This window comes from Aliivibrio sp. 1S175, from assembly GCF_001690985.1.
Classification (GTDB): domain Bacteria; phylum Pseudomonadota; class Gammaproteobacteria; order Enterobacterales; family Vibrionaceae; genus Aliivibrio.
Window position 1 is genome coordinate 38,170 of record NZ_MAJS01000079.1, and the last position, 19,898, is coordinate 58,067.

At 41.1% G+C, this 19,898-nt stretch carries 17 protein-coding genes; 16 read left to right on the forward strand and 1 reads right to left on the reverse strand.

Annotated features, from left to right (window positions below):
* Nucleotides 1-83: 83 nt before the first annotated feature.
* The 13 genes from pilM to A6E06_RS15465 all read left to right on the forward strand — a co-directional run bounded on the left by pilM (nt 84) and on the right by A6E06_RS15465 (nt 11,980).
* Nucleotides 84-1,082, forward strand: coding sequence for a type IV pilus biogenesis protein PilM (gene pilM / locus A6E06_RS15405; RefSeq protein ID WP_065594207.1), 999 nt, complete (start codon nt 84-86; stop codon nt 1,080-1,082).
* Complete coding sequence (locus A6E06_RS15410) at nt 1,067-1,636, forward strand: PilN domain-containing protein (RefSeq protein WP_065594206.1); 570 nt, start codon at nt 1,067-1,069, stop codon at nt 1,634-1,636. Before pilM ends, A6E06_RS15410 begins: the two co-directional genes overlap by 16 nt.
* Nucleotides 1,629-2,210 (forward strand): type 4a pilus biogenesis protein PilO, encoded by a 582-nt coding sequence (locus A6E06_RS15415; RefSeq protein WP_176713296.1) that lies wholly within the window; start codon nt 1,629-1,631, stop codon nt 2,208-2,210. The genes A6E06_RS15410 and A6E06_RS15415 overlap by 8 nt, the downstream gene beginning before the upstream one ends.
* Nucleotides 2,203-2,721 carry a pilus assembly protein PilP gene (locus tag A6E06_RS15420; protein WP_065594205.1) on the forward strand — a complete coding sequence of 173 codons (519 nt, stop codon included), beginning with the start codon at nt 2,203-2,205 and terminating at the stop codon, nt 2,719-2,721. The genes A6E06_RS15415 and A6E06_RS15420 overlap by 8 nt, the downstream gene beginning before the upstream one ends.
* Before the next feature lie 25 nt (nt 2,722-2,746).
* Nucleotides 2,747-4,471: a type IV pilus secretin PilQ gene (locus tag A6E06_RS15425; protein WP_141676988.1), complete on the forward strand. Its 1,725-nt coding sequence runs from the start codon at nt 2,747-2,749 to the stop codon at nt 4,469-4,471.
* A gap of 225 nt (nt 4,472-4,696) precedes the next feature.
* Nucleotides 4,697-5,215 (forward strand): shikimate kinase AroK, encoded by a 519-nt coding sequence (gene aroK, locus A6E06_RS15430; protein ID WP_045101110.1) that lies wholly within the window; start codon nt 4,697-4,699, stop codon nt 5,213-5,215.
* 38 nt (nt 5,216-5,253) lie between these two features.
* A complete protein-coding gene (aroB, locus tag A6E06_RS15435; protein WP_065594204.1) occupies nt 5,254-6,342 on the forward strand; it encodes a 3-dehydroquinate synthase in 1,089 nt (362 codons plus the stop codon).
* A gap of 3 nt (nt 6,343-6,345) precedes the next feature.
* Nucleotides 6,346-7,761, forward strand: a complete 1,416-nt coding sequence (locus tag A6E06_RS15440; RefSeq protein ID WP_065594203.1) for an SPOR domain-containing protein — start codon at nt 6,346-6,348, stop codon at nt 7,759-7,761.
* Nucleotides 7,762-7,844: 83 nt separating this feature from the next.
* Complete coding sequence (locus A6E06_RS15445; protein ID WP_065594202.1) at nt 7,845-8,675, forward strand: Dam family site-specific DNA-(adenine-N6)-methyltransferase; 831 nt, start codon at nt 7,845-7,847, stop codon at nt 8,673-8,675.
* A gap of 153 nt (nt 8,676-8,828) precedes the next feature.
* Nucleotides 8,829-9,506 (forward strand): ribulose-phosphate 3-epimerase, encoded by a 678-nt coding sequence (rpe, locus tag A6E06_RS15450; protein WP_065594201.1) that lies wholly within the window; start codon nt 8,829-8,831, stop codon nt 9,504-9,506.
* A gap of 5 nt (nt 9,507-9,511) precedes the next feature.
* Nucleotides 9,512-10,195: a phosphoglycolate phosphatase gene (locus tag A6E06_RS15455; RefSeq protein WP_065594200.1), complete on the forward strand. Its 684-nt coding sequence runs from the start codon at nt 9,512-9,514 to the stop codon at nt 10,193-10,195.
* Nucleotides 10,196-10,300: 105 nt separating this feature from the next.
* Nucleotides 10,301-11,317, forward strand: a complete 1,017-nt coding sequence (trpS, locus tag A6E06_RS15460; protein WP_065594199.1) for a tryptophan--tRNA ligase — start codon at nt 10,301-10,303, stop codon at nt 11,315-11,317.
* Between the two features lie 84 nt (nt 11,318-11,401).
* Nucleotides 11,402-11,980: an aminodeoxychorismate/anthranilate synthase component II gene (locus tag A6E06_RS15465; RefSeq protein WP_065594198.1), complete on the forward strand. Its 579-nt coding sequence runs from the start codon at nt 11,402-11,404 to the stop codon at nt 11,978-11,980.
* Nucleotides 11,981-12,086: 106 nt separating this feature from the next.
* Here A6E06_RS15465 and A6E06_RS15470 read toward each other — a convergent pair whose 3' ends face one another.
* Nucleotides 12,087-15,542, reverse strand: a complete 3,456-nt coding sequence (locus tag A6E06_RS15470; protein WP_065594197.1) for a M66 family metalloprotease — start codon at nt 15,540-15,542, stop codon at nt 12,087-12,089.
* Nucleotides 15,543-16,027: 485 nt separating this feature from the next.
* Here A6E06_RS15470 and A6E06_RS15475 point away from each other — a divergent pair, with 485 nt between their 5' ends.
* The 3 genes from A6E06_RS15475 (at nt 16,028) to astD (ending at nt 19,892) form a co-directional block, all read left to right on the forward strand.
* Nucleotides 16,028-17,242 carry an aspartate aminotransferase family protein gene (locus A6E06_RS15475; RefSeq protein WP_065594196.1) on the forward strand — a complete coding sequence of 405 codons (1,215 nt, stop codon included), beginning with the start codon at nt 16,028-16,030 and terminating at the stop codon, nt 17,240-17,242.
* 163 nt (nt 17,243-17,405) lie between these two features.
* Entirely contained in the window at nt 17,406-18,422 is a 1,017-nt protein-coding gene (astA, locus tag A6E06_RS15480; protein WP_065594195.1) for an arginine N-succinyltransferase, read from the forward strand.
* Between the two features lie 12 nt (nt 18,423-18,434).
* A complete protein-coding gene (astD, locus tag A6E06_RS15485) occupies nt 18,435-19,892 on the forward strand; it encodes a succinylglutamate-semialdehyde dehydrogenase (protein WP_065594194.1) in 1,458 nt (485 codons plus the stop codon).
* Nucleotides 19,893-19,898: the final 6 nt, after the last annotated feature.

The window sequence follows — 19,898 nt, forward strand, 5'->3', positions numbered from 1 at the left end:
AGTATAAATATAACACAACAAAAAATAACGCAAATAAACGCTTAATTTTGAGATATTTATTTATTACTTGGAGTTAACTCAAGATGATTTATCCCACCGTCACGGGTTTAGATATAGGGCATCATAGCATTAAAGCTGTATCTGTAAGGTTAAAAAAAGGTCAATTAGAATTAGTTGGCTGTATTGAGATCTTATTATCAGAAACTGTTTTTTTAGATGCGAACACATTACATCTTGAAAAAATAAAACCGTATTTATCTCGTTTAAAGAAAAAATTAAAATTTAATCAAAAACGAGTGGCCTTCTCTATTCCTGATAGCAGTATTATCAGCAAAATTATTCAGGTAGATAGCGGACTTGATGTAAAGGAAACAGAGTTTTCAATTTCTCATACTTTTGAACAGCAATCGTCATTTCTAGTTGATGATCTTAATATTGATTTTGTTGCTATAGATCAGAGAGGGGTAAGTAGCTTAAAAACAACTACTTATCAGGTTTTTGCTGCTCGTAAAGAGTTGGTTCAATCTCGCCAAGAGTGTTTTAAATCTGTGGGGTTATCTCCCGTATTAGCTGATGTGCATTCACATTCCTTATCTATTTTATGGCAGAAAAGTACCGAAATATATCCAGATAAAAAAAACTGGATGTTAATTGATATTGGTCACCAACAAACGATGTTTTGTATTAGCTCTCCAAATCAGAAATCCTATTCTAAACATATTGTTTTCGGCGCTTCGGAGCCAAATCAAGAAAGAAAAAATGATCTATCACTAGTTATTGATTTGGAGTTTGATGCGCAGTTTATTTCTCAATTGTCTGATCATATTCGTCGCCAAATAACATTATATTCATCAATTCATAATCATAAAATTGAAGGTGTTTGGATTACTGGTGGCGGTTCACTTTTACCTGGATTATCTGATTCGTTGAGCTATGAATTATCATTGCCTGTTTTGGATTTGAATCTTTCTTCTTTGTTTAAAGGTGCAAAACAAGAAGCAATGCCAATGAATGCTCAAGCGAATCAGTATGCCTCAGCGTTAGGTCTTGCATTAAGGGGGGTTGAATGGATTACCAAATAAATTTATTGCCTTGGAGAGAGCAAGAAAGATCAAAATATCAACGTCGGTTCATATCGTTACTTTGTTTTGGGGTTATTTTATCGGTGGCAGTTCAGTGGGGGGCTGCACAATATCTAGAGCAACAAAACGCCATTCAGGTACAGCGTAATCGTTCTTTAGATAGCCATATCGGATGGTTAAATGATGAATTAAAAGAGTTAAATGACATCGGCAAGCAACATGATTCTATTTTAACTCGATTAGGCGTTGTTGAAGAGTTACAACAAAATCGAAATACCACGACACAATTATTAAATGTATTGCCTGAAATGATCACGGAAGGCATTTATTTAAATAAAGTACGAATGCATAAAAAGCAGGTTGAGATAAAAGGGTTTAGTGATAGTAATGCTCGTCTTGCCAGTATGTTGGATAAGTTAGAACACTCTCCGTCGATTGCATCGGTTGAAATGCACTCTATCGTCTCTGGAAAAAAAATCTTTGGTCATGACGTTAGTAGCTTTGACGTGTCATTTAGATTGCTTTCTTTGGTAAAGGAGAAGAGTAATGATTGATTGGAGAGAGTTAGATCTTGATGAAATAACTGAATGGCCCTTACTGCCACAGTTATTGATGATTCTACTATTATGCATTGTAGTGCAGGCTGCAGGATATTGGTTTTGGTTACAGCCAATAATGGAAGGTACAGAGCAATTAAAGGTAGATGAAATCGCCTTAAAAAGCACAGTAAAGTACAAATACAATCAAGTCGCGGCAATGCCAGAAATGGAAAGTCAATTGAATGAACTCAATTTACGTTATGAATTTTTAGCCCAGCAATTACCTGCGCAAAAAGAACTAGCAAGTATGCTATCAGGGATTAACCAAGTCGGCATTCAAAATAAATTGACGTTTACCCGAATTGATTGGGGTGAAAAACAGAACCAAGAATTTCTTTACAAATTACCATTAAATATTGAATTAACAGGTCAGTATCATGATATAGGCTCATTTTCAGAAGCAATTGCTGATCTTCCTCGTATTGTTAGTTTGGAAAATATTGATATTCAGCGAGTGAGTCGAGAGAGCAGTACCTTGCATTTTCGCGTTATGGCTTATACCTATCAATTTAGGGGGAAAAATGAATAGTCGATTTTTATTATTGGTTATAAGTGCTCTCGTTCTGGTTGGTTGTAAGGCCAATAAAGAATCTTTAGATTCTTTTTATATTGAAGCAAAACAACAAGGGAAAAGTAGCGTAGATACACTTTCTCATGCTCTTCCATTCGAAGTAGAAGTGTATTCTCAAGCATCGGGGCGTTCACCATTTATTTTGCCAAAATTGCCAGAAATAGCGACGCAACCAATAAAGAAGAAAACATGTTGGCAGCCTCAATATCGAAAAAAAACAGGCTCATTGGAGCGTTTTTCGCTGAAAAGATTGCGATTAAAAGGCGTTATGGGGGCGGATTCTGATATTACTGCATTGGTACAAACACCGAAAGGTAACGTTGTAAAAGTGCGTAAAGGACAATATATGGGAAGTAATAATGGTCAAGTTGTCGATATTAAATCAAGGCAAATTACATTAAAAGAGACCTTACCCGATGGTATGGGTTGCTGGCAAAAAAGATACGTAAAATTGGCGTTGAAACATTAATTTTGAAAAGGATTAGGAAAATCTCATGTTGCTAGGACGCAAGAAAATCACCCAGTTATTAAGTGCTCGATTATGCGCACTTATAGTGCTTACTTTTACTCATTTAACCGCTTACGCTGAAGACGTTATTTCAAATCAGCTGGTAAATGTAAACTTTCAATTAAGTCAGAAACAAGAAGGGGTGATCACGGTTGATCTCGCTTCTGCTGCTGCGACGGTGGATTTAAAAAAAGAGAACGGTAAATTAATTATTGAGTTGTATAACACAAAAGTTAGCGATGATAAGTTAGTTATTTTAGATGTAGAGGATTTTGCAACATTAGTGTCTCGAATTGAAACCTTTAGAGAGCCAAATAGTACGGTGCTATCTGTCGATATTAAAGGTGAATATCAATATGACTACTTTCTAAAAGATCGTTCATTGCAAGTCGTGATTTCATCGAAACCTGAAGTTGATAAAAGTGTCCAAATTAGTAATGGTGGTGACGATAGCAAGCCGATCTCGATCAATTTCCAAGACATTCCTGTTCGAAACGTATTACAGCTAATCGCAGATTATAATGACTTTAACCTAGTTGTTGCAGATACCGTTACAGGAAACCTAACCTTGCGTTTAGACGGCGTACCTTGGCAACAAGTATTAGATATTATTTTGCAAGTGAAAGGGTTAGATAAACGAGTAGAAGGCAATGTTGTATTGATTGCTCCTAAATCAGAGCTTGATGCGCAAGAAAAGCAAGTTTTAGAACAAGCACAAATGGCATCGGAATTAGCTTCGCTTTCATCTGAGATCCTTTCGATTAAGTACGCTAAAGCGTCTGATATAGCTGAATTATTGGTTGGTGAGGGGGACATTACTATGCTCTCAAGCCGAGGTAGTATTACTGTCGATGAGCGAACTAACTCACTTCTTTTACGAGATCTTCCTGAAAATATCGTTGTTATTAAAGATATTATCGATACGCTTGATATTCCGATTAAACAAGTACAAATTGAAGCTCGGATCGTCACGGTTAACGAAGGTAATCTTGATGAGCTAGGAGTCCGTTGGGGCATTACTAACACCAATGGTAGCACTACTGTAGGTGGTTCAATCGAAAGTAATTTAGCTGCTGTTGGCTTATATGATGGTGGTAGTGGTGGCGGTCTTCCTGTTGATGATTTTTTAAATGTTAACTTAGGGTTGGCAAATCCTGCGGCTTCAAGTATTGCTTTTCAAGTCGCTAAATTGGGGTCTAATCTATTATTAGATTTAGAACTTTCGGCACTACAGGCTGAATCTAAAGCTGAAATCATTTCAAGCCCTCGTTTAATTACAACAAATAAGAAGCCTGCTTACATTGAACAAGGTACTGAAATTCCTTATCTAGAAGCTTCTTCTAGTGGTGCTACATCCGTATCGTTTAAAAAGGCAGTATTAAGTCTAATGGTGACGCCGCAGATCACGCCTGATAACCGTTTAGTTCTTGATTTGATTGTTACCCAAGATAGACCAGGACAAGTGGTTAAAACGGGCACAGGAGAGGCTGTTGCGATTGACACTCAAAGGATCGGAACACAGGTATTAGTTAATAACGGTGAAACGGTTGTTTTAGGTGGTATTTATCAGCATTCATTATCAAACAGTGTAGAGAAAGTGCCATTGTTAGGTGATTTACCCCTGCTCGGTGTGTTATTTCGTCGTAGCTCAGAAAATATAGGTAAAAAAGAATTATTAATCTTCGTTACGCCAAAAGTCGTTATACAGTAATGAGATAGCGTAACCTAAGCTGATAAAATACGTTGAAAATAGTACGTAAAAAAAATAATTATGCTGAACTTTTCATCTAGCTATTGCAATCACTAGCTATTAACTGAGATAATTTTTGGTCTTATCACGAAATATCTGTGAGGAATATGGTGCCACAGGGGAACGTCTGTTAAAAGAGACAACTGTTGGCAATGTCGTTAATGAACTTTGCATAATTTCTAAAAAATGGCTGAAAAACGAAATATTTTCCTTGTTGGCCCAATGGGCGCCGGCAAAAGTACAATTGGTAGACACTTAGCACAGCAACTTCATATGGAGTTTCTTGATTCTGATACGGTAATCGAAGAACGTACAGGCGCAGATATCGCTTGGGTATTCGACGTAGAAGGTGAAGAAGGATTCCGTGTACGTGAAGAAGGTGTAATTAACGATTTAACTCAAGAGCAAGGCATTGTACTTGCGACGGGTGGTGGCTCTGTTATTAGTAAAGAGAGTCGTAATCGTTTATCTGCTCGTGGTGTCGTTGTATATCTTGAAACTACAATTGAGAAGCAATTAGCTCGCACACAACGCGATAAAAAACGTCCGTTGCTTCAAACTGATGAACCTCGTGAAGTGTTAGAAGCGCTAGCGAAAGAACGTAATGCACTTTATGAAGAAGTGTCTGATTACGTTGTTCGCACCGATGATCAAAGTGCAAAAGTAGTTGCAAATCAAATCATCCAAATGCTTGAAGAGCGTTAATTCAAGTTATTTAATAAGACAGATACTGGGAACGAATCATGGAAACGATTCATGTAGATTTAGCAGAACGTAGCTATCCCATCTCTATCGGCGCCGAGTTGCTTTGCAACCCGGCGCATTTTTCATCCGTAATACCTGCCAAAAAACGTGTTGTCGTTATCAGTAATGTAACGGTTGCGCCGTTATATGCTCAACAAATCATCGACACTCTACATACGTTTGAATGCCAAGTATCACTGCTTGAATTAGACGATGGTGAACAATATAAAAATCTTGATACGTTCAACCAAATCCTGACCTTCTTATTAGAAGAAAATCACAGTCGAGATGTGACAATTGTTGCATTAGGTGGTGGTGTTGTTGGAGATGTGGTTGGTTTCGCCTCTGCGTGTTATCAACGTGGTGTCGACTTTATTCAAGTGCCAACAACGTTATTATCTCAAGTAGACTCGTCCGTTGGTGGAAAAACAGCAATAAACCATCCGCTTGGTAAAAATATGGTTGGGGCGTTTTATCAACCTAAAGCGGTGATTATTGATATTAATTGCTTAAAAACATTGCCTGAGCGTGAATTCGCAGCAGGAATGGCAGAAGTGATTAAGTACGGTATTATTATTGACCGTGATTTTTTTGATTGGCTTGATGAAAATATGGATAAGCTATACGCACTCGATCATGATGCGTTGGTATATGCTATTTCTCGTTGTTGTCAAATCAAAGCGGAAGTCGTGGCTAAAGATGAAAAAGAGTCTGGGATACGCGCACTCTTGAACCTAGGTCATACTTTTGGTCATGCTATTGAAGCTGAAATGGGTTACGGTAATTGGCTTCATGGTGAGGCAGTTTCTGCTGGAACAGTAATGGCGGCGGTGACGGCTCAAAAAGAAGGGTTAATCTCGCAAGATGATGTAGATCGTATTTGTAATCTATTAAAAAAAGCGAAATTACCTCTTAAAGCACCAAAAGAAATGACAGTAAATGCATTTATGAAGCACATGATGCGTGACAAGAAAGTGTTGTCAGGTAAGTTACGTTTGGTGCTCCCTACTTCAATTGGTAGCTCTGAGGTCGTAACAGGTGTTTCTGAACGTGTTCTCGCTGATGTGATAGAGCAATGTAAGGCATAAAATATGAGTATCGGTCATGATTTAACTGTATTGGAATTAGAAAGCCAAATTGATGTGTTATCACGCATTCAATTTGTCTCCCGATTTGGTTCTAATTTAGTGCATATTGAAGGGGTTAAAGGCTCTGGAAAATCATGGCTTGCTCAACGTTATCTTGAACATTGGAGTGATGATAATAATCAAGCTCTGTTGATATGTCATCCAAGCCAATCAATACAGCAACAGCGCGGGATTATCTTAAAGCAGGTTGTGCAATATCCGCTATTTAATGAATTTGATACTGTAATTGATAGTATTGAAAGAATGTTAGCTGGAGAAAAATGCAATCTTGTTTTAGTTATTGATGATGCCCACTTACTTTCTCCTGAGTTACTTAGTGAATTGTGGCTCTTAGTTCAGAGAGCTCAGTCAACGCCAAATTGGCAAATCAATGTTTTGTTATTTTCGGAAGCAGGTAAGTTAGCGTCTGCATTGTCTCGTGTTTCTTATGGACAAGACAATAAGCCTGTTGATATTGATATAGCGCCATTAAGTGAAGATGAAGCAACAACGTTTTCTGAAATGCTGGTCGTCCGCTTTGCGCCAAGTAGAGAAGATAAAATCCGCATTCGTAATTTAGTCGATAAAACTGAGCGCTTACCTGCTGAATTAATTTCGCTAGGTGAAAAGAAAAAAGAACGTCGAGTTATTATTCGTTCTGTAACACAGTCTCCTGTTCGGATTTTAGCGTTAGCGTCCATTTTATTATTAGGTGCAACAGCGGGGTATTGGTGGCTAAATCAATCATCAATAAAGCCTACTTTTTCTGCGTTGGATGACAATCTAGTTTTGAGTGTCGATGACGCGTTGGATGATGTTGGTGTTAATGAGCCCGAAGACGACACTCATTCTATTCCACCAGATGTAATTGATACACCAGTGATTGCCGAAACAACGGTAGAAGAAGGTAAGCGAGTTGTCGTTCCTTCTGAGTTGGTTGATTCATTAATTAATGAATCGGATTTGACACTGGATGAACAAGAAGAACCGAACCCAATTTCAGTTGATGAAGTTATGCCTACAAGTGAAATTCAAGAACATTCGGCGTTAACAAATGAATTAACGCAAGCGGATGCTTTTACTCTGGCAAATAAAGAACTAATGACCATTTCAGATAAACGCTATCTTTTACAATTAGCAGCGTTAACGAATGAAGAAGCCGTACAAGAGTTCTTAGAAGAACATCAAATTGGACAATTGACTCGTACTTATCAAACGCTTCGAAATGGGTCTATTTGGTATATTGTCACTTTTGGTGATTATGCTTCAATTTCATCTGCGCGTGGTGCTGTACAGACTTTACCAAATTCGGTTCAGGCATTAGGGCCTTGGGCTAAATCTTTAGTTCAAGTACACCGTGAAATTGATTCCGTAAAATAAGAGATAAGATAAACAGACCCTAGTAAAAAAATAGGGTACAATCCCCCGCTTTCTGAACTAAGGTAAAAAGGCGTAAAAGACGTATGAAAAAGCATCGTGCATTTCTCAAGTGGGCTGGCGGTAAATATAGCCTGGTAGAAGAAATTCAACGCCATCTTCCCGATGCTAGAAAACTGATCGAACCGTTTGTTGGTGCAGGTTCAGTATTTTTAAATACAAATTACGATCATTATCTTCTTGCCGATATTAATCCTGATTTAATCAATCTTTATAATCACCTTAAAGATGATCCTGAGCGTTTTGTTGAAGATGTTCGTGTATTATTTCAACCTGAATATAATCAAAAAGAAGTGTATCTAGATTTACGTATTGAGTTTAATCAATGCACAGATACTTATCGTCGTTCTTTGCTTTTCTTGTATATGAATCGCCATGGTTTTAATGGTTTATGTCGTTACAATAAAAAAGGCGGCTTTAACGTTCCTTTTGGCTCATATAAAAAACCCTATTTCCCTGAAAAAGAAATGTATTTTTTTGCTGAAAAAGCAAAGAAAGCAACGTTTGTGTGTGAAGGGTATTTAGAAACCTTTAAACGTGCTCGTAAAGGCTGTGTAATTTATTGTGATCCACCTTATGCGCCATTATCAACAACAGCAAACTTTACCTCATATGCAGGAAATGGTTTCTCTTTAGATGATCAAGCAGCTCTGGCTGATGTAGCAGAAAAAGCGGCATTTGAACGAGATATTCCAGTGCTTATCTCAAACCATGACACGATATTAACTCGTCGTTTGTATCTTGGTGCAACGCTGAATACGATTAAAGTAAAACGAACGATTAGTCGCAATGGCGCTGGCCGTAATAAAGTTGATGAGCTTATGGCATTATTTCACGCCCCTAAATGCACTGAGTAAATAGAATAATTCTCTTCAAAAATCCGCTCGAAAGATTAACTGTTCTAAGACAGGTTTAAAATTATCAGGTAGAATTGCGCGGTCGAGTTAATCGATTGCGCTATATCGTCATAACCGTATTTAGATAATAAAATAATTAACCTGAGGCTCAACATGAAAGATTTTTTGATTGCACCATCTATTCTCTCTGCTGATTTTGCACGTCTTGGTGAAGACGTTGAAAAAGTATTAGCGTCAGGTGCTGATGTCGTTCACTTTGATGTAATGGATAACCATTATGTACCAAACCTAACGTTTGGCGCTCCTATCTGTAAAGCATTACGTGACTACGGTATTACGGCCCCTATTGATGTTCATTTAATGGTGAAACCAGTAGATAGTATCGTTCCTGAGTTTGCTAAAGCTGGCGCAACCATGATCACTTTCCATGTGGAAGCATCAGAACATGTTGATCGCACTCTTCAGTTAATTAAAGAAAACGGCTGTCAGGCTGGTGTTGTATTAAACCCAGCAACGCCATTATCTTGCCTTGATTACATTATGGATAAAGTAGATATGATCTTACTTATGTCTGTTAATCCAGGTTTTGGTGGTCAATCATTCATTCCTCATACACTAGATAAGTTGCGTGCGGTACGTAAATTGATCGATGAATCAGGTCGTAATATTCGTCTTGAAATCGACGGTGGCGTAAAAGTAGATAATATTCGTGAAATCGCAGAAGCGGGTGCGGATATGTTTGTTGCTGGCTCTGCTATTTTCAATCAACCAAACTACAAAGAAGTGATTGATGAAATGCGCGCTGAATTAGCAAAAGTGAAAGGTAACTAAGAATCATGTTTGAAAACATCAAACTGATCGCCTTTGATTTGGATGGGACGCTGCTTGATAGCGTTCCAGACTTAGCTCGTGCGGTTGATCTTGCTATGCAAGATGTTGGTTACCCAAGAGTAACGCTAGAACAAGCGTCTCATTGGATTGGTAACGGTGCTGATGTTCTTGTTTCTCGTGCTCTAAGCCAAAGTGTCACAGTGCAACAAGGGCTATCCCCTGAATTGGTTAAGCAAGCTCGTGCTCGTTTAGATCATCATTATCATGATGGTGGTCATGAGTTAAGTCACTTATACCCAAAGGTAAAAGAGACGCTAGAAGCGCTTTATCAACAAGGCTACGCATTAGCACTTGTTACTAACAAGCCCGCACAATTTGTTCCTGAATTACTTGAACAACATCAGCTTGCTCATCTTTTTGTCGATGTGATCGGTGGCGATACTTTTGTTGAGAAAAAACCGAATCCATTTGCACTTAATTGGTTGCTTGATAAGCACCAATTAATGCCTTCTGAGATGCTGATGGTAGGCGACTCAAGAAATGATATTCAAGCGGCTCAAGCAGCCGGTTGCCATAGCTTCGGTTTAACTTATGGTTATAACCATGGCGAGCCAATAGCAGACAGTAAGCCAGATGTAGTAAGTGATGAATTTAATCATTTATTAGCCGTGATGAGTGTGGCAAGATAGTATTCATTGATAAGTACAAATAAAGACTATCAATACAATAGAATAACCATTAAATGATCCCATCGAGGATCATTTAATTTTACAGTTAAACAAGGAATCATAACCATGAGCAAGCCCATCGTATTAAGTGGTGTTCAACCATCAGGTGAACTAAGTATAGGTAACTACTTGGGTGCTCTACGTCAATGGCAACAGATGCAAGACGATTATGATTGTCAGTATTGTGTAGTAGACCTTCATGCAATTACGGTTCGTCAAGATCCTAAAGCGCTTCATGAAGCAACACTCGATGCACTGGCAATTTGTCTAGCGGTTGGTGTTGATCCAAAGAAGAGCACGCTATTTGTTCAGTCGCACGTACCAGAGCATGCTCAACTTGGTTGGCTTCTTAACTGTTACACTCAAATGGGTGAGTTGAATCGTATGACTCAATTCAAAGATAAATCAAAGCGTTATGCAAATGACATTAACGTAGGTTTGTTTGATTACCCAGTATTAATGGCGGCAGATATTTTACTTTATGGCGCACATCAAGTGCCTGTAGGTAGTGATCAAAAGCAACATTTAGAATTAGCGCGTGATATTGCCAACCGTTTTAACAATATCTACAGCCCTGAAGCGCCATTATTTACCGTGCCAGAACCGTACATCCCACAAGTGAATGCGCGTGTAATGAGCCTGCAAGATGCGACGAAGAAAATGTCTAAATCAGACGATAACCGTAAGAACGTTATTACGCTGCTAGAAGATCCTAAGTCGATTCTTAAGAAGATTAATAAAGCACAAACAGATGCAGAAATGCCACCTCGTATTGCTCATGATTGGGAAAATAAAGCGGGTATTTCAAACCTTATGGGTCTGTACTCTGCGGCATCAGGCAAAACGTTTGAAGAGATCGAAGCTCAATACCAAGGTGTTGAAATGTACGGTCCATTCAAGAAAGACGTTGGTGAAGCAATTGTGACTATGCTTGAGCCGATTCAATCTGAATACAAACGTATTCGTGAAGATCGTACCTACATGGATTCTGTAATGAAAGCGGGTGCAGAGAAAGCCTCTGAGCGCGCAGCAGTTACATTGAAAAAAGCGTTTGAAGCGGTTGGTTTTGTGACTCGCCCATAGTCTGTCGCTCTGATAAAATAGATTGCTCGTAGGGTTTCCTTACGGGCAATTTTTATTTCTTATTCATCTTCTTAAGTAGTTTTTATGCTGTTAATGATCGACAATTATGATTCGTTTACCTATAACTTATATCAGTATTTCTGTGAGTTAGGTGCTGAGGTAAAAGTGGTTCGTAATGATGAAATTGACATTGCAGGCATTGAAGCATTAAACCCTTCGCATTTAGTTATCTCGCCTGGTCCATGCTCTCCTAATGAAGCTGGTATTTCCTTACGTGCCATAGAGCACTTTGCTGGACAATTACCAATCTTAGGTGTGTGTTTAGGCCATCAAGCCATTGCTCAAGTGTTTGGTGGTGATGTAGTGCGTGCTAAAAAAGTGATGCATGGAAAAACATCGCCAATAATCCATGCCAACCAGAGCGTATTTAAAGGGCTGAATAATCCTCTTACCGTCACTCGTTACCACTCATTAGTGGTTAAAGCTGAGACATTACCTTCATGCTTTGAAGTTACTGCATGGACAGAAAATGAAGCGGGAGAAATGAATGAGATCATGGGGTTTTGCCATAAAACGCTGCCGATTGAAGCGGTACAATTTCATCCTGAATCGATAATGACAGAGCAAGGTCACGATATCCTAGCTAATTTTATTAATAAATAATTTTCTTTCGAACTTAATCAGAGGAAGTATTAAACGATATTTATCGATTTTCCTATATAAAAATAAAGACCTCACAAAGAGGTCTTTTTATTAAGTATTAATGTATTTATTGATTAGTATATCGTACATAACCATTGGAGAAGATCCAACGGTTGCCGTTCGACCAGTACACTTCTGGTTCTTGAGTACACTGGCCTGACGCATTGATAAAGCCAGCACCGTACCATTCGTCGCCTCTGTTCAAACTACACAGGTTGGCATCGCTGTTTTTGGTTGCCTTGATCGAAGTACCCACTTCATGGCGATTATTCAGTGATAGCCACTCAAACTGGTTCATCTCAGACAGCAAAGGACGCTCACCAGCCGCATCGCGCACTGTAATGTCATCGCCACCAGTACACTGGTAATTCCCGCCGCTCAGCACATCTACATAGCCATGCAGTGTTTTTTCAATGCCATTCACAAGCATTGGGAAACGACACACGTTCGGTGTTTCGTCGCCCACACGCAATGTTGCCAATACGCTCTTGTCGTTAGCGCTTAATGCGGTAGGATCAAAGTTTTCTGTGTGCGTGAACCAACCTTCAGGCATGTCACTTTCAAACCCTTGGTAACCGTAGTCCTGACCAATGATGATTGGCCCTTTCAACGCGTCTACCGCTGGGTTACGTGGTGTATCTTGTGCATCCAACATTGTGATGTCGCCATTGCCCGACGTACACGTCAGGGAAATACGCGCTGGGTGGTTATCCATCGGTAGGTTAACGTGGAACTTATTACTTTCACGGCTGTTATGACGCGTGTCGTTTAGCGCAATCACGTCCAGTGAACCGTCTTCGCCGACCACTTCAAGCTGACACTGTTTTTGTGATGTCAAAGTATATTGTGTTATGTCACCTTGGTGACCCGCATAGGCCCACGCTGCACCATTGGTGTGTTTCACGCCGTCGATCTGCTTACACTTGCCATCGGCATAGAAGCCGGCACCATCATGCGATGTTCCCGCTTTGTCCAAAGCACACACGGCTTGCTCACCCAGTTCAGGGGTTGGCACATACGCCACGTTTCCCGCCAGTTCGCCTTTCCCTGACAATAACTGGTAGTCATGCGGTGCGGAGGTCGGCACTTCGCGTGTGCCATCAACAAGCCAGTACATTTCTGCCGTCACCTGACAAATTTGCGCCGCTGCATTTTCATAACCAACAAAGTTTGCCGTGTCACCTTGCTGGTTGGTGTAACTGAACTGACACAGCGGTAACCATTCACCATCGACTTTCATGGTCTGCCATGCCGTGTTGTGACGATCGCCTTCCGTCAGGTTATCCACGTGCTGCCAACCTTCGAGTGTCGGCTCGATAGGGCTCGGCGCAGGCAAGGCGAAAATGTTGCCATAGTTAGAGTAAATCAGTGGGTAAATCTGGCTAGCGTTCTCCGTTAATGGGTCATAAATACCCAGCACAGTGATCACTGGTACGCCTTGCTGTTCTGGTTTCGCATAGCCCGTGTCAGATTCAACATAACGCTGTGCTTCTGCATCCCAACGAGAGAAACCGGTCGAGCTGTTCATGTCCACGTTGCTTGACGTGTTCAAATGGTCTTGCGTTACACGCGCGGCAATCGGGTGTTCCAAGGTGTAATTACTGATCAATCCGGTCAGTGGATTTTCACCGCCCCCCATGGCTTCACGCATAAAGCGGAATTCATTGGCAAACGGTGGTACTGACTCACCACTGGTCGGGTTTTCAACCGTGATAGCCGCATCCTTCCAGTGAAGGTTGCCAATAAAGCGGTTGTAGCGAACATCCCAGCCCCAGCCGGATTTCATGTCATGAATTGATGCGTTCTGTGGATTGTGACCACGGCCAAAGTTATGACCCAGTTCATGAGACCATTCGTTACCGCGTGTACTGGTGAGCGTGACGATACCGCCCCCGCCGCTGCCGCCGTGGTTAACAATTTTAGAGGTCACGACACCGGTTTCATTGCCGTCGCTGTCTTTTTCTTTGTACAGGTAGCGACCTTGGCTGTTGTGAGCCGTAATGTGGAAAAACGGACGCGGCCAGCTAATATCACCGCCTGCGGCATCAACACGGCCAAAGTTGGCATTGTTGATCCCCAGTGACACTAAACGTTTGCCGACATATTCACGCATGTCGCCACCGTGCCAACTCGGATTGCCGTCTTCACTGGCTTTGGTGTACACCTTGCCGTTAGGCAGTGTGACTTTTCTTAGGTGCAACGGGGTGTAATCCGCCATCACCAATTTAGATACCGGAATTTTTTGGAAGTAGTCGGTCGACAGTTTGGCCATGTCATTGATCATATCGTAACGATCTCGCGGCTCGGTCAACATACCAATATCAATATTCTGGATCACCAACTCGGGTGCGCCAGCGAACACAAGATCATCTTGGGTCAGCACGCCTTCTCGGCCTAAGTTATCCGTCAAGGTGAGTGACAACCCTGGCGTCATCCAGTCCCACTGTAACGGCAGGCTCCACGCATGGTGAGAGTACGCCACTTTGCTGCGGCCATTATCCGGCTGATCCGTGTCTGGCAATGCACTTGGTGGATTCAACGCAAAACGCCCGACAGGTGCACCTTCGATGGCAACATCGACCCACAGTTGATGCACTCGAGGCTGTTGAGGGGTCACCAATAATAGCGCTTCACGCCCAACCACAAGGTTCGGGTGATTGATCGCGTCATTCGTATTCGGCGTCACACTGGTGTGAGTTTGGGCAAAATTCACGTGTGCACGCAGGTTTCCGCTCAGGTGGTTCTGTGCTTTGCGGCTATCGTTGTAGCTCAGGCGTGACGGTAACGTGGTAAAGGTAAAAGATTGAGTGTCACACCCCAGTGTATTGCACGACGTGATCTCGACATCGTATTTGGTATTCGGGCTTAAATCCCCGATATAAAAACTAGACGTTACCTTGCGGTAATGCGTGGTGATAGAGGACTCACCTTCTGGGTACACGGTGAAGGCAAGATCAAATTCGGCGTCAGACGCCGCATCCCATGCCAATCCTACACCCACGTCCGACAACGATTCGCTACGTAACGCACTCAATGTCGGTATTGTCAGCTCACCACAATCGCTGCTCACGACCGCGTGTTCCATGGCATATTTCCAAAGGTAAGACCCATCCGGTAAAGCGGGTGAACTGCGGCTGGCAGGGAAATATTTTAGGTAACACCCGGTCTCGTCGTCATTCAGCACACCCGACTCACGGTGGATCAGGTAAAAACCAGCACGTTCAGATACAATTTCCCAATCCGTATCGATGAAAGGAAACGCATTACTGTAGCTGCCTTGGGCATCATTCAATGGAAACATCGGGTAGTTTTCAAAGTTGAGTTGATACTCTTTGCCTTTGAATGTCACATAGCGCCGATCTTCACGTTGAATAATATTTTTAGGATCTAAAGCAAGTTGATGTATTTTCTCGATAACAGCACGGGTTTGAACTTCTAACGATGGCAATGTTTCAACTTGAGCAACAACCGAGTGGCTGATGAATGCTCCAGCAACAAGTGTTGCTAATATAGTCTTTTTCATATTAGGCTCTTAATTAATATAACTAATCCTTATATCTTTGATCTTAGTTATAACTTTTGAGAATTCTTTTTTTTGGATATTTTGATATTGCTTCATAAATACCTGTTGCATTTTTAGATTTTAAATTTATACAAGTGAATTAATATGAAATTTTTAGACTATTCTTTAGTTAATGATCTGTAATGAGTTCTCATATCCATAGCGATCTAGTTCACTCTTCTTACTTTTTCTTTCGTCTTTTTTTCTGCTTATTTATATGAAGATTTATGCATAAACTTTGTGTCTTCTATTCTTATAAATTCGTTTACTTATCTACTCACCTGCTATAGCTTTATTTCATAACCATTCTAATAAACTGAATTATCAGTCACTTCTCAATAGATAATGGAACTTTTTTAGTTCAAAAAAAGAATTTTGTGCTATTGAAAAGGTTAATGATTTGTAAATACTATGCTGAAAAACGGCATACGCAGAAGGAAAATGTGATGACGACCAATTCAAAAGTCGAACGTAAAGATTTTAATGATGTAATGGTACCTTGCTATAACCCGATGGAAGTCATTCCAGTGAAAGGGAAAGGTGCACGAGTGTGGGATCAAGCCGGTAAAGAATACGTTGATTTTGCTGGTGGTATCGCAGTGAGCTGTCTTGGTCATTGTCATCCTGTAATGGTCACTGCACTGCAAGAGCAATCTCAACAGTTGTGGCATTTAAGTAATGTGATGACCAATGAGCCCGCGATTCGTTTAGCGAAAAAGCTAACAGAAGTATCGTTTGCTGAAAAAGTATTTTTTGCTAACTCTGGTGCAGAAGCGAATGAAGCGGCATTGAAGCTTGCTCGTCGTTGGGCGGTTGATGTTCACGGCGCAGAAAAAAGTGAAATTATTGCTTTTAAACAAGGCTTCCATGGTCGAACTTTCTTTACGGTAACGGTTGGTGGACAAGCTGCGTATTCTGATGGTTTTGGCCCTAAACCAGGTGATATTTCTCATCTTGAATACAATAATTTAGAAGAACTTGAAGCGCACATGTCGGAAAAAACCTGTGCGATCATGATGGAACCACTGCAAGGTGAGGGGGGGCTTATTTCACCAACTACTGAATTTGTGGAAGGCGTGAGAGCCCTGTGTGATAAATACAACGCGCTGCTTATCTTTGATGAAGTACAAACCGGAAACGGTCGTACGGGCGAGTTTTATGCTTATCAAGGTTTAGGTGTGACGCCTGATATTTTAAGCACAGCAAAATCGTTAGGTGGTGGTTTCCCTATTGGTGCCATGCTGACAACGACAGAATTGGCTCAGCATTTAAAAGTGGGTACTCACGGCTCAACGTATGGCGGTAATCCGTTAGCGTGCGCTGTTGCTGAAGCCGTTGTTGAAGAGGTATCAAAACCTGAAACATTGGCAGGCGTAAAAGAACGGGAGCAATGGTTCCGTGATGGACTAGAAACCTTAAATACAAAATACGATATGTTTGCCGAAATTCGAGGCAAAGGCCTATTACTTGGTGCTGCATTAAATGAAGCGTGGCAAGGCCGTGCTCGTGATGTTCTTGTTGCCGCTGGAGAGCAAGGTTTAATGGTACTTGTTGCTGGTGTCAATGTGGTTCGTTTTACTCCCTCTCTTGTTATTACAAAAGAAGACGTAGATTTAGGGTTTGAACGTTTAGATAAAGCGCTTTCATCATTAGAAAAATAGATACAAACAGGAATTTGGGCAACTCAGGCGTTTGAGTGGCCCTCTTTTTATCTATCTAAAAATCAACGCAATACTCTACCGTGTTTATTCCAATAGATAGCCTTGAAGTTATATTTATTGGACTTAGCACCGCCTATGAAACATCGCATCGGAGGGAATATTGATGCTTGTTATTCGTCCTATCACTCAGGAAGATTATCCTGCACTTCACCAGTGTGCAGTAGAATCAGGTCATGGTTTTACATCGTTACCAGTGAATGAAGAACAATTACGAAATCGAATAGATCATTCTATTGGTAGTTTTCAAAAAGAGGTCCAAGCCCCTGGAACGGAAGGCTATTTAATGGTTGGTGAAGATTCAGTTTCTGGTGAGGTTACTGGTACCACAGGAATTGAAGCTGCGGTTGGTTTAGATTCTCCCTTTTATAATTATCACATCAGTAAAGTCGTTCATTTTTCAAGAAAACTCAATGTGAATAATGTGGTTAAAGTGCTGACTTTTGGTAGTAACTACACGGGTAGTACTGAGATTTGTACGCTTTTCTTACGTCCTGAATTTCGTGAAGGTCTTAATGGTCGCTTAATGTCTAAAGCTAGATTTTTAATGATGGCCGAGCACCCCCATCGTTTTTCTGACACCATTTTTGCAGAGATGCGTGGTGTGTCAGACAAGGAAGGAGAGTCGCCATTTTGGAAGTGGCTACAGACGCATTTTTTTTCTATCGACTTTACGGAAGCTGATTACCTAACAGGTATTGGTTATAAAGGTTTTATTGCCGATCTTATGCCTAAGTTACCGATTTACGTTAATTTATTAAGTAAAGAAGCACAGGAAGTTATTGGTAAGGTTCATGACAATACAAAACCCGCATTAAAACTATTAGAGAATGAAGGTTTTCGTTGTCGTGGTTATGTCGATATTTTTGATGCTGGCCCGACGGTTGAATGTGATTTACGCAGCATTGAATCAGTGAAAAATTCATTTAAAGCTAAAGTAATTATTACTGAACATAACAGCTCACAACAGTATTTAATTTCAAATACATCGTTTGAGAATTTCAGAGCAACAGCAACCACCGCCGCTTATGATAAAGCGACTGATACCGTTCATTTAACACAAGAAGCAGCAACGGCTTTACAAGTTAATGTGGGTGATTACGTACGTTTATTAGCTCAATAGAGGACAAAGGATATGACACATTGGATTGCAGGGGATTGGGTTTCAGGTAATGGTGAAACAATACAATCAGTAAGCCCGTACAACAGTGAAGTAGTGTGGGAAGGAGACAGCGCAACCAAAGCTCAGGTTGAGTCAGCGGTCAGTGCTGCACGTCATGCCTTTATTGAGTGGAAAAAACAGCCTTTTGAAGCACGCCAAGCAATCGTTGAGCGTTTTGCAGAATTAGTGAAAGAGAATACTGATCTGATAGCAGAAGTGATAGCGAAAGAAACGGGTAAGCCATTCTGGGAAACTAAAACAGAAGCGGGCGCAATGGTGGGTAAGATCGCAATTTCTATCCGTGCTTATCATGAAAGGACGCCCTATAAAGAGCGTGAAGCTGCTGGAAATAAAATTGTACTTAGACATCGACCTTTAGGTGTTATGGCTGTCTTTGGGCCGTACAACTTCCCAGGACACCTTCCTAATGGTCATATTGTTCCTGCACTGCTAGCAGGTAATACTGTCGTGCTAAAACCCTCAGAGCAAACGCCATGGACCAGTGAAGTCGTCATGAAATTATGGCAACAAGCAGGCTTGCCAAATGGTGTGATTAACCTAGTACAAGGTGCTCGTTCAACAGGTGAAGCGCTAGCGGGAGCTAAAGGTATTGATGGCCTGTTATTTACCGGTAGTGCGAATACTGGACATATCCTGCATCGCCAATTTTCAGGAGACACCGGAAAAATGCTGGCTCTAGAAATGGGCGGTAATAATCCGATGGTTATTTCAAAAGATTTTGGCGACCAAGAAGCGGCAGTTTACACCATTATTCAATCGGCATTCATTAGTGCGGGTCAACGTTGTACGTGTGCGCGCCGCTTATATGTCCCTATTGGAAAAGCAGGCGATGAGTTGTTAGTTCGCCTTGTTGAGGTGGCAAAAAGCATCGTTGTTGACCAACCGTTTGCTGATAACGCTCCGTTTATGGGATCGCAAATATCAGTCGTAGCAGCAGAGTTTATTCTCAATGCTCAGAAGAATTTACAAGCTTTGGGTGGAGAGTCTTTACTTGAAGCCAAAAGCTTAGGTCATGCCTTTGTTTCACCGGGTATTATTGACGCGACTAACGTTGCTGAATTACCAGATGAAGAATACTTTGGACCATTACTGCAAGTGGTGCGTTACGAGACATTAGAAGAAGCCGTAAAGCTTGCTAATGACACTCGTTATGGATTATCGGCAGGCCTTGTTTCCACGGATGACAGTGAGTGGGAATATTTTGTAGAGCATATTCGTGCTGGTATTGTAAATCGTAACCGTCAATTGACGGGAGCAAGTGGTGACGCGCCATTTGGTGGTCCGGGTGCCTCTGGCAATATGAAACCAAGTGCGTATTACGCAGCGGATTACTGTGCATATCCAATGGCATCAATGGAAGGCGATGCATGTGAAATACCTGCACAACTCTCTCCGGGTTTAACTCTATAAGAGGCG

Bases quoted from the DNA above. Each gene is read 5' to 3' on its own strand.
- A6E06_RS15415 (WP_176713296.1), top strand. From the start codon at position 1,629: ATGATTGATTGGAGAGAGTTAGATCTTGATGAAATAACTGAATGGCCC.
- A6E06_RS15425 (WP_141676988.1), top strand. From the start codon at position 2,747: ATGTTGCTAGGACGCAAGAAAATCACCCAGTTATTAAGTGCTCGATTA.
- pilM (WP_065594207.1), top strand. From the start codon at position 84: ATGATTTATCCCACCGTCACGGGTTTAGATATAGGGCATCATAGCATT.
- A6E06_RS15465 (WP_065594198.1), top strand. From the start codon at position 11,402: ATGCTGTTAATGATCGACAATTATGATTCGTTTACCTATAACTTATAT.
- astA (WP_065594195.1), top strand. From the start codon at position 17,406: ATGCTTGTTATTCGTCCTATCACTCAGGAAGATTATCCTGCACTTCAC.
- trpS (WP_065594199.1), top strand. From the start codon at position 10,301: ATGAGCAAGCCCATCGTATTAAGTGGTGTTCAACCATCAGGTGAACTA.
- aroB (WP_065594204.1), top strand. From the start codon at position 5,254: ATGGAAACGATTCATGTAGATTTAGCAGAACGTAGCTATCCCATCTCT.
- aroK (WP_045101110.1), top strand. From the start codon at position 4,697: ATGGCTGAAAAACGAAATATTTTCCTTGTTGGCCCAATGGGCGCCGGC.
- rpe (WP_065594201.1), top strand. From the start codon at position 8,829: ATGAAAGATTTTTTGATTGCACCATCTATTCTCTCTGCTGATTTTGCA.
- astD (WP_065594194.1), top strand. From the start codon at position 18,435: ATGACACATTGGATTGCAGGGGATTGGGTTTCAGGTAATGGTGAAACA.
- A6E06_RS15470 (WP_065594197.1), bottom strand. From the start codon at position 15,542: ATGAAAAAGACTATATTAGCAACACTTGTTGCTGGAGCATTCATCAGC.
- A6E06_RS15455 (WP_065594200.1), top strand. From the start codon at position 9,512: ATGTTTGAAAACATCAAACTGATCGCCTTTGATTTGGATGGGACGCTG.
- A6E06_RS15420 (WP_065594205.1), top strand. From the start codon at position 2,203: ATGAATAGTCGATTTTTATTATTGGTTATAAGTGCTCTCGTTCTGGTT.
- A6E06_RS15410 (WP_065594206.1), top strand. From the start codon at position 1,067: ATGGATTACCAAATAAATTTATTGCCTTGGAGAGAGCAAGAAAGATCA.
- A6E06_RS15475 (WP_065594196.1), top strand. From the start codon at position 16,028: ATGACGACCAATTCAAAAGTCGAACGTAAAGATTTTAATGATGTAATG.
- A6E06_RS15440 (WP_065594203.1), top strand. From the start codon at position 6,346: ATGAGTATCGGTCATGATTTAACTGTATTGGAATTAGAAAGCCAAATT.
- A6E06_RS15445 (WP_065594202.1), top strand. From the start codon at position 7,845: ATGAAAAAGCATCGTGCATTTCTCAAGTGGGCTGGCGGTAAATATAGC.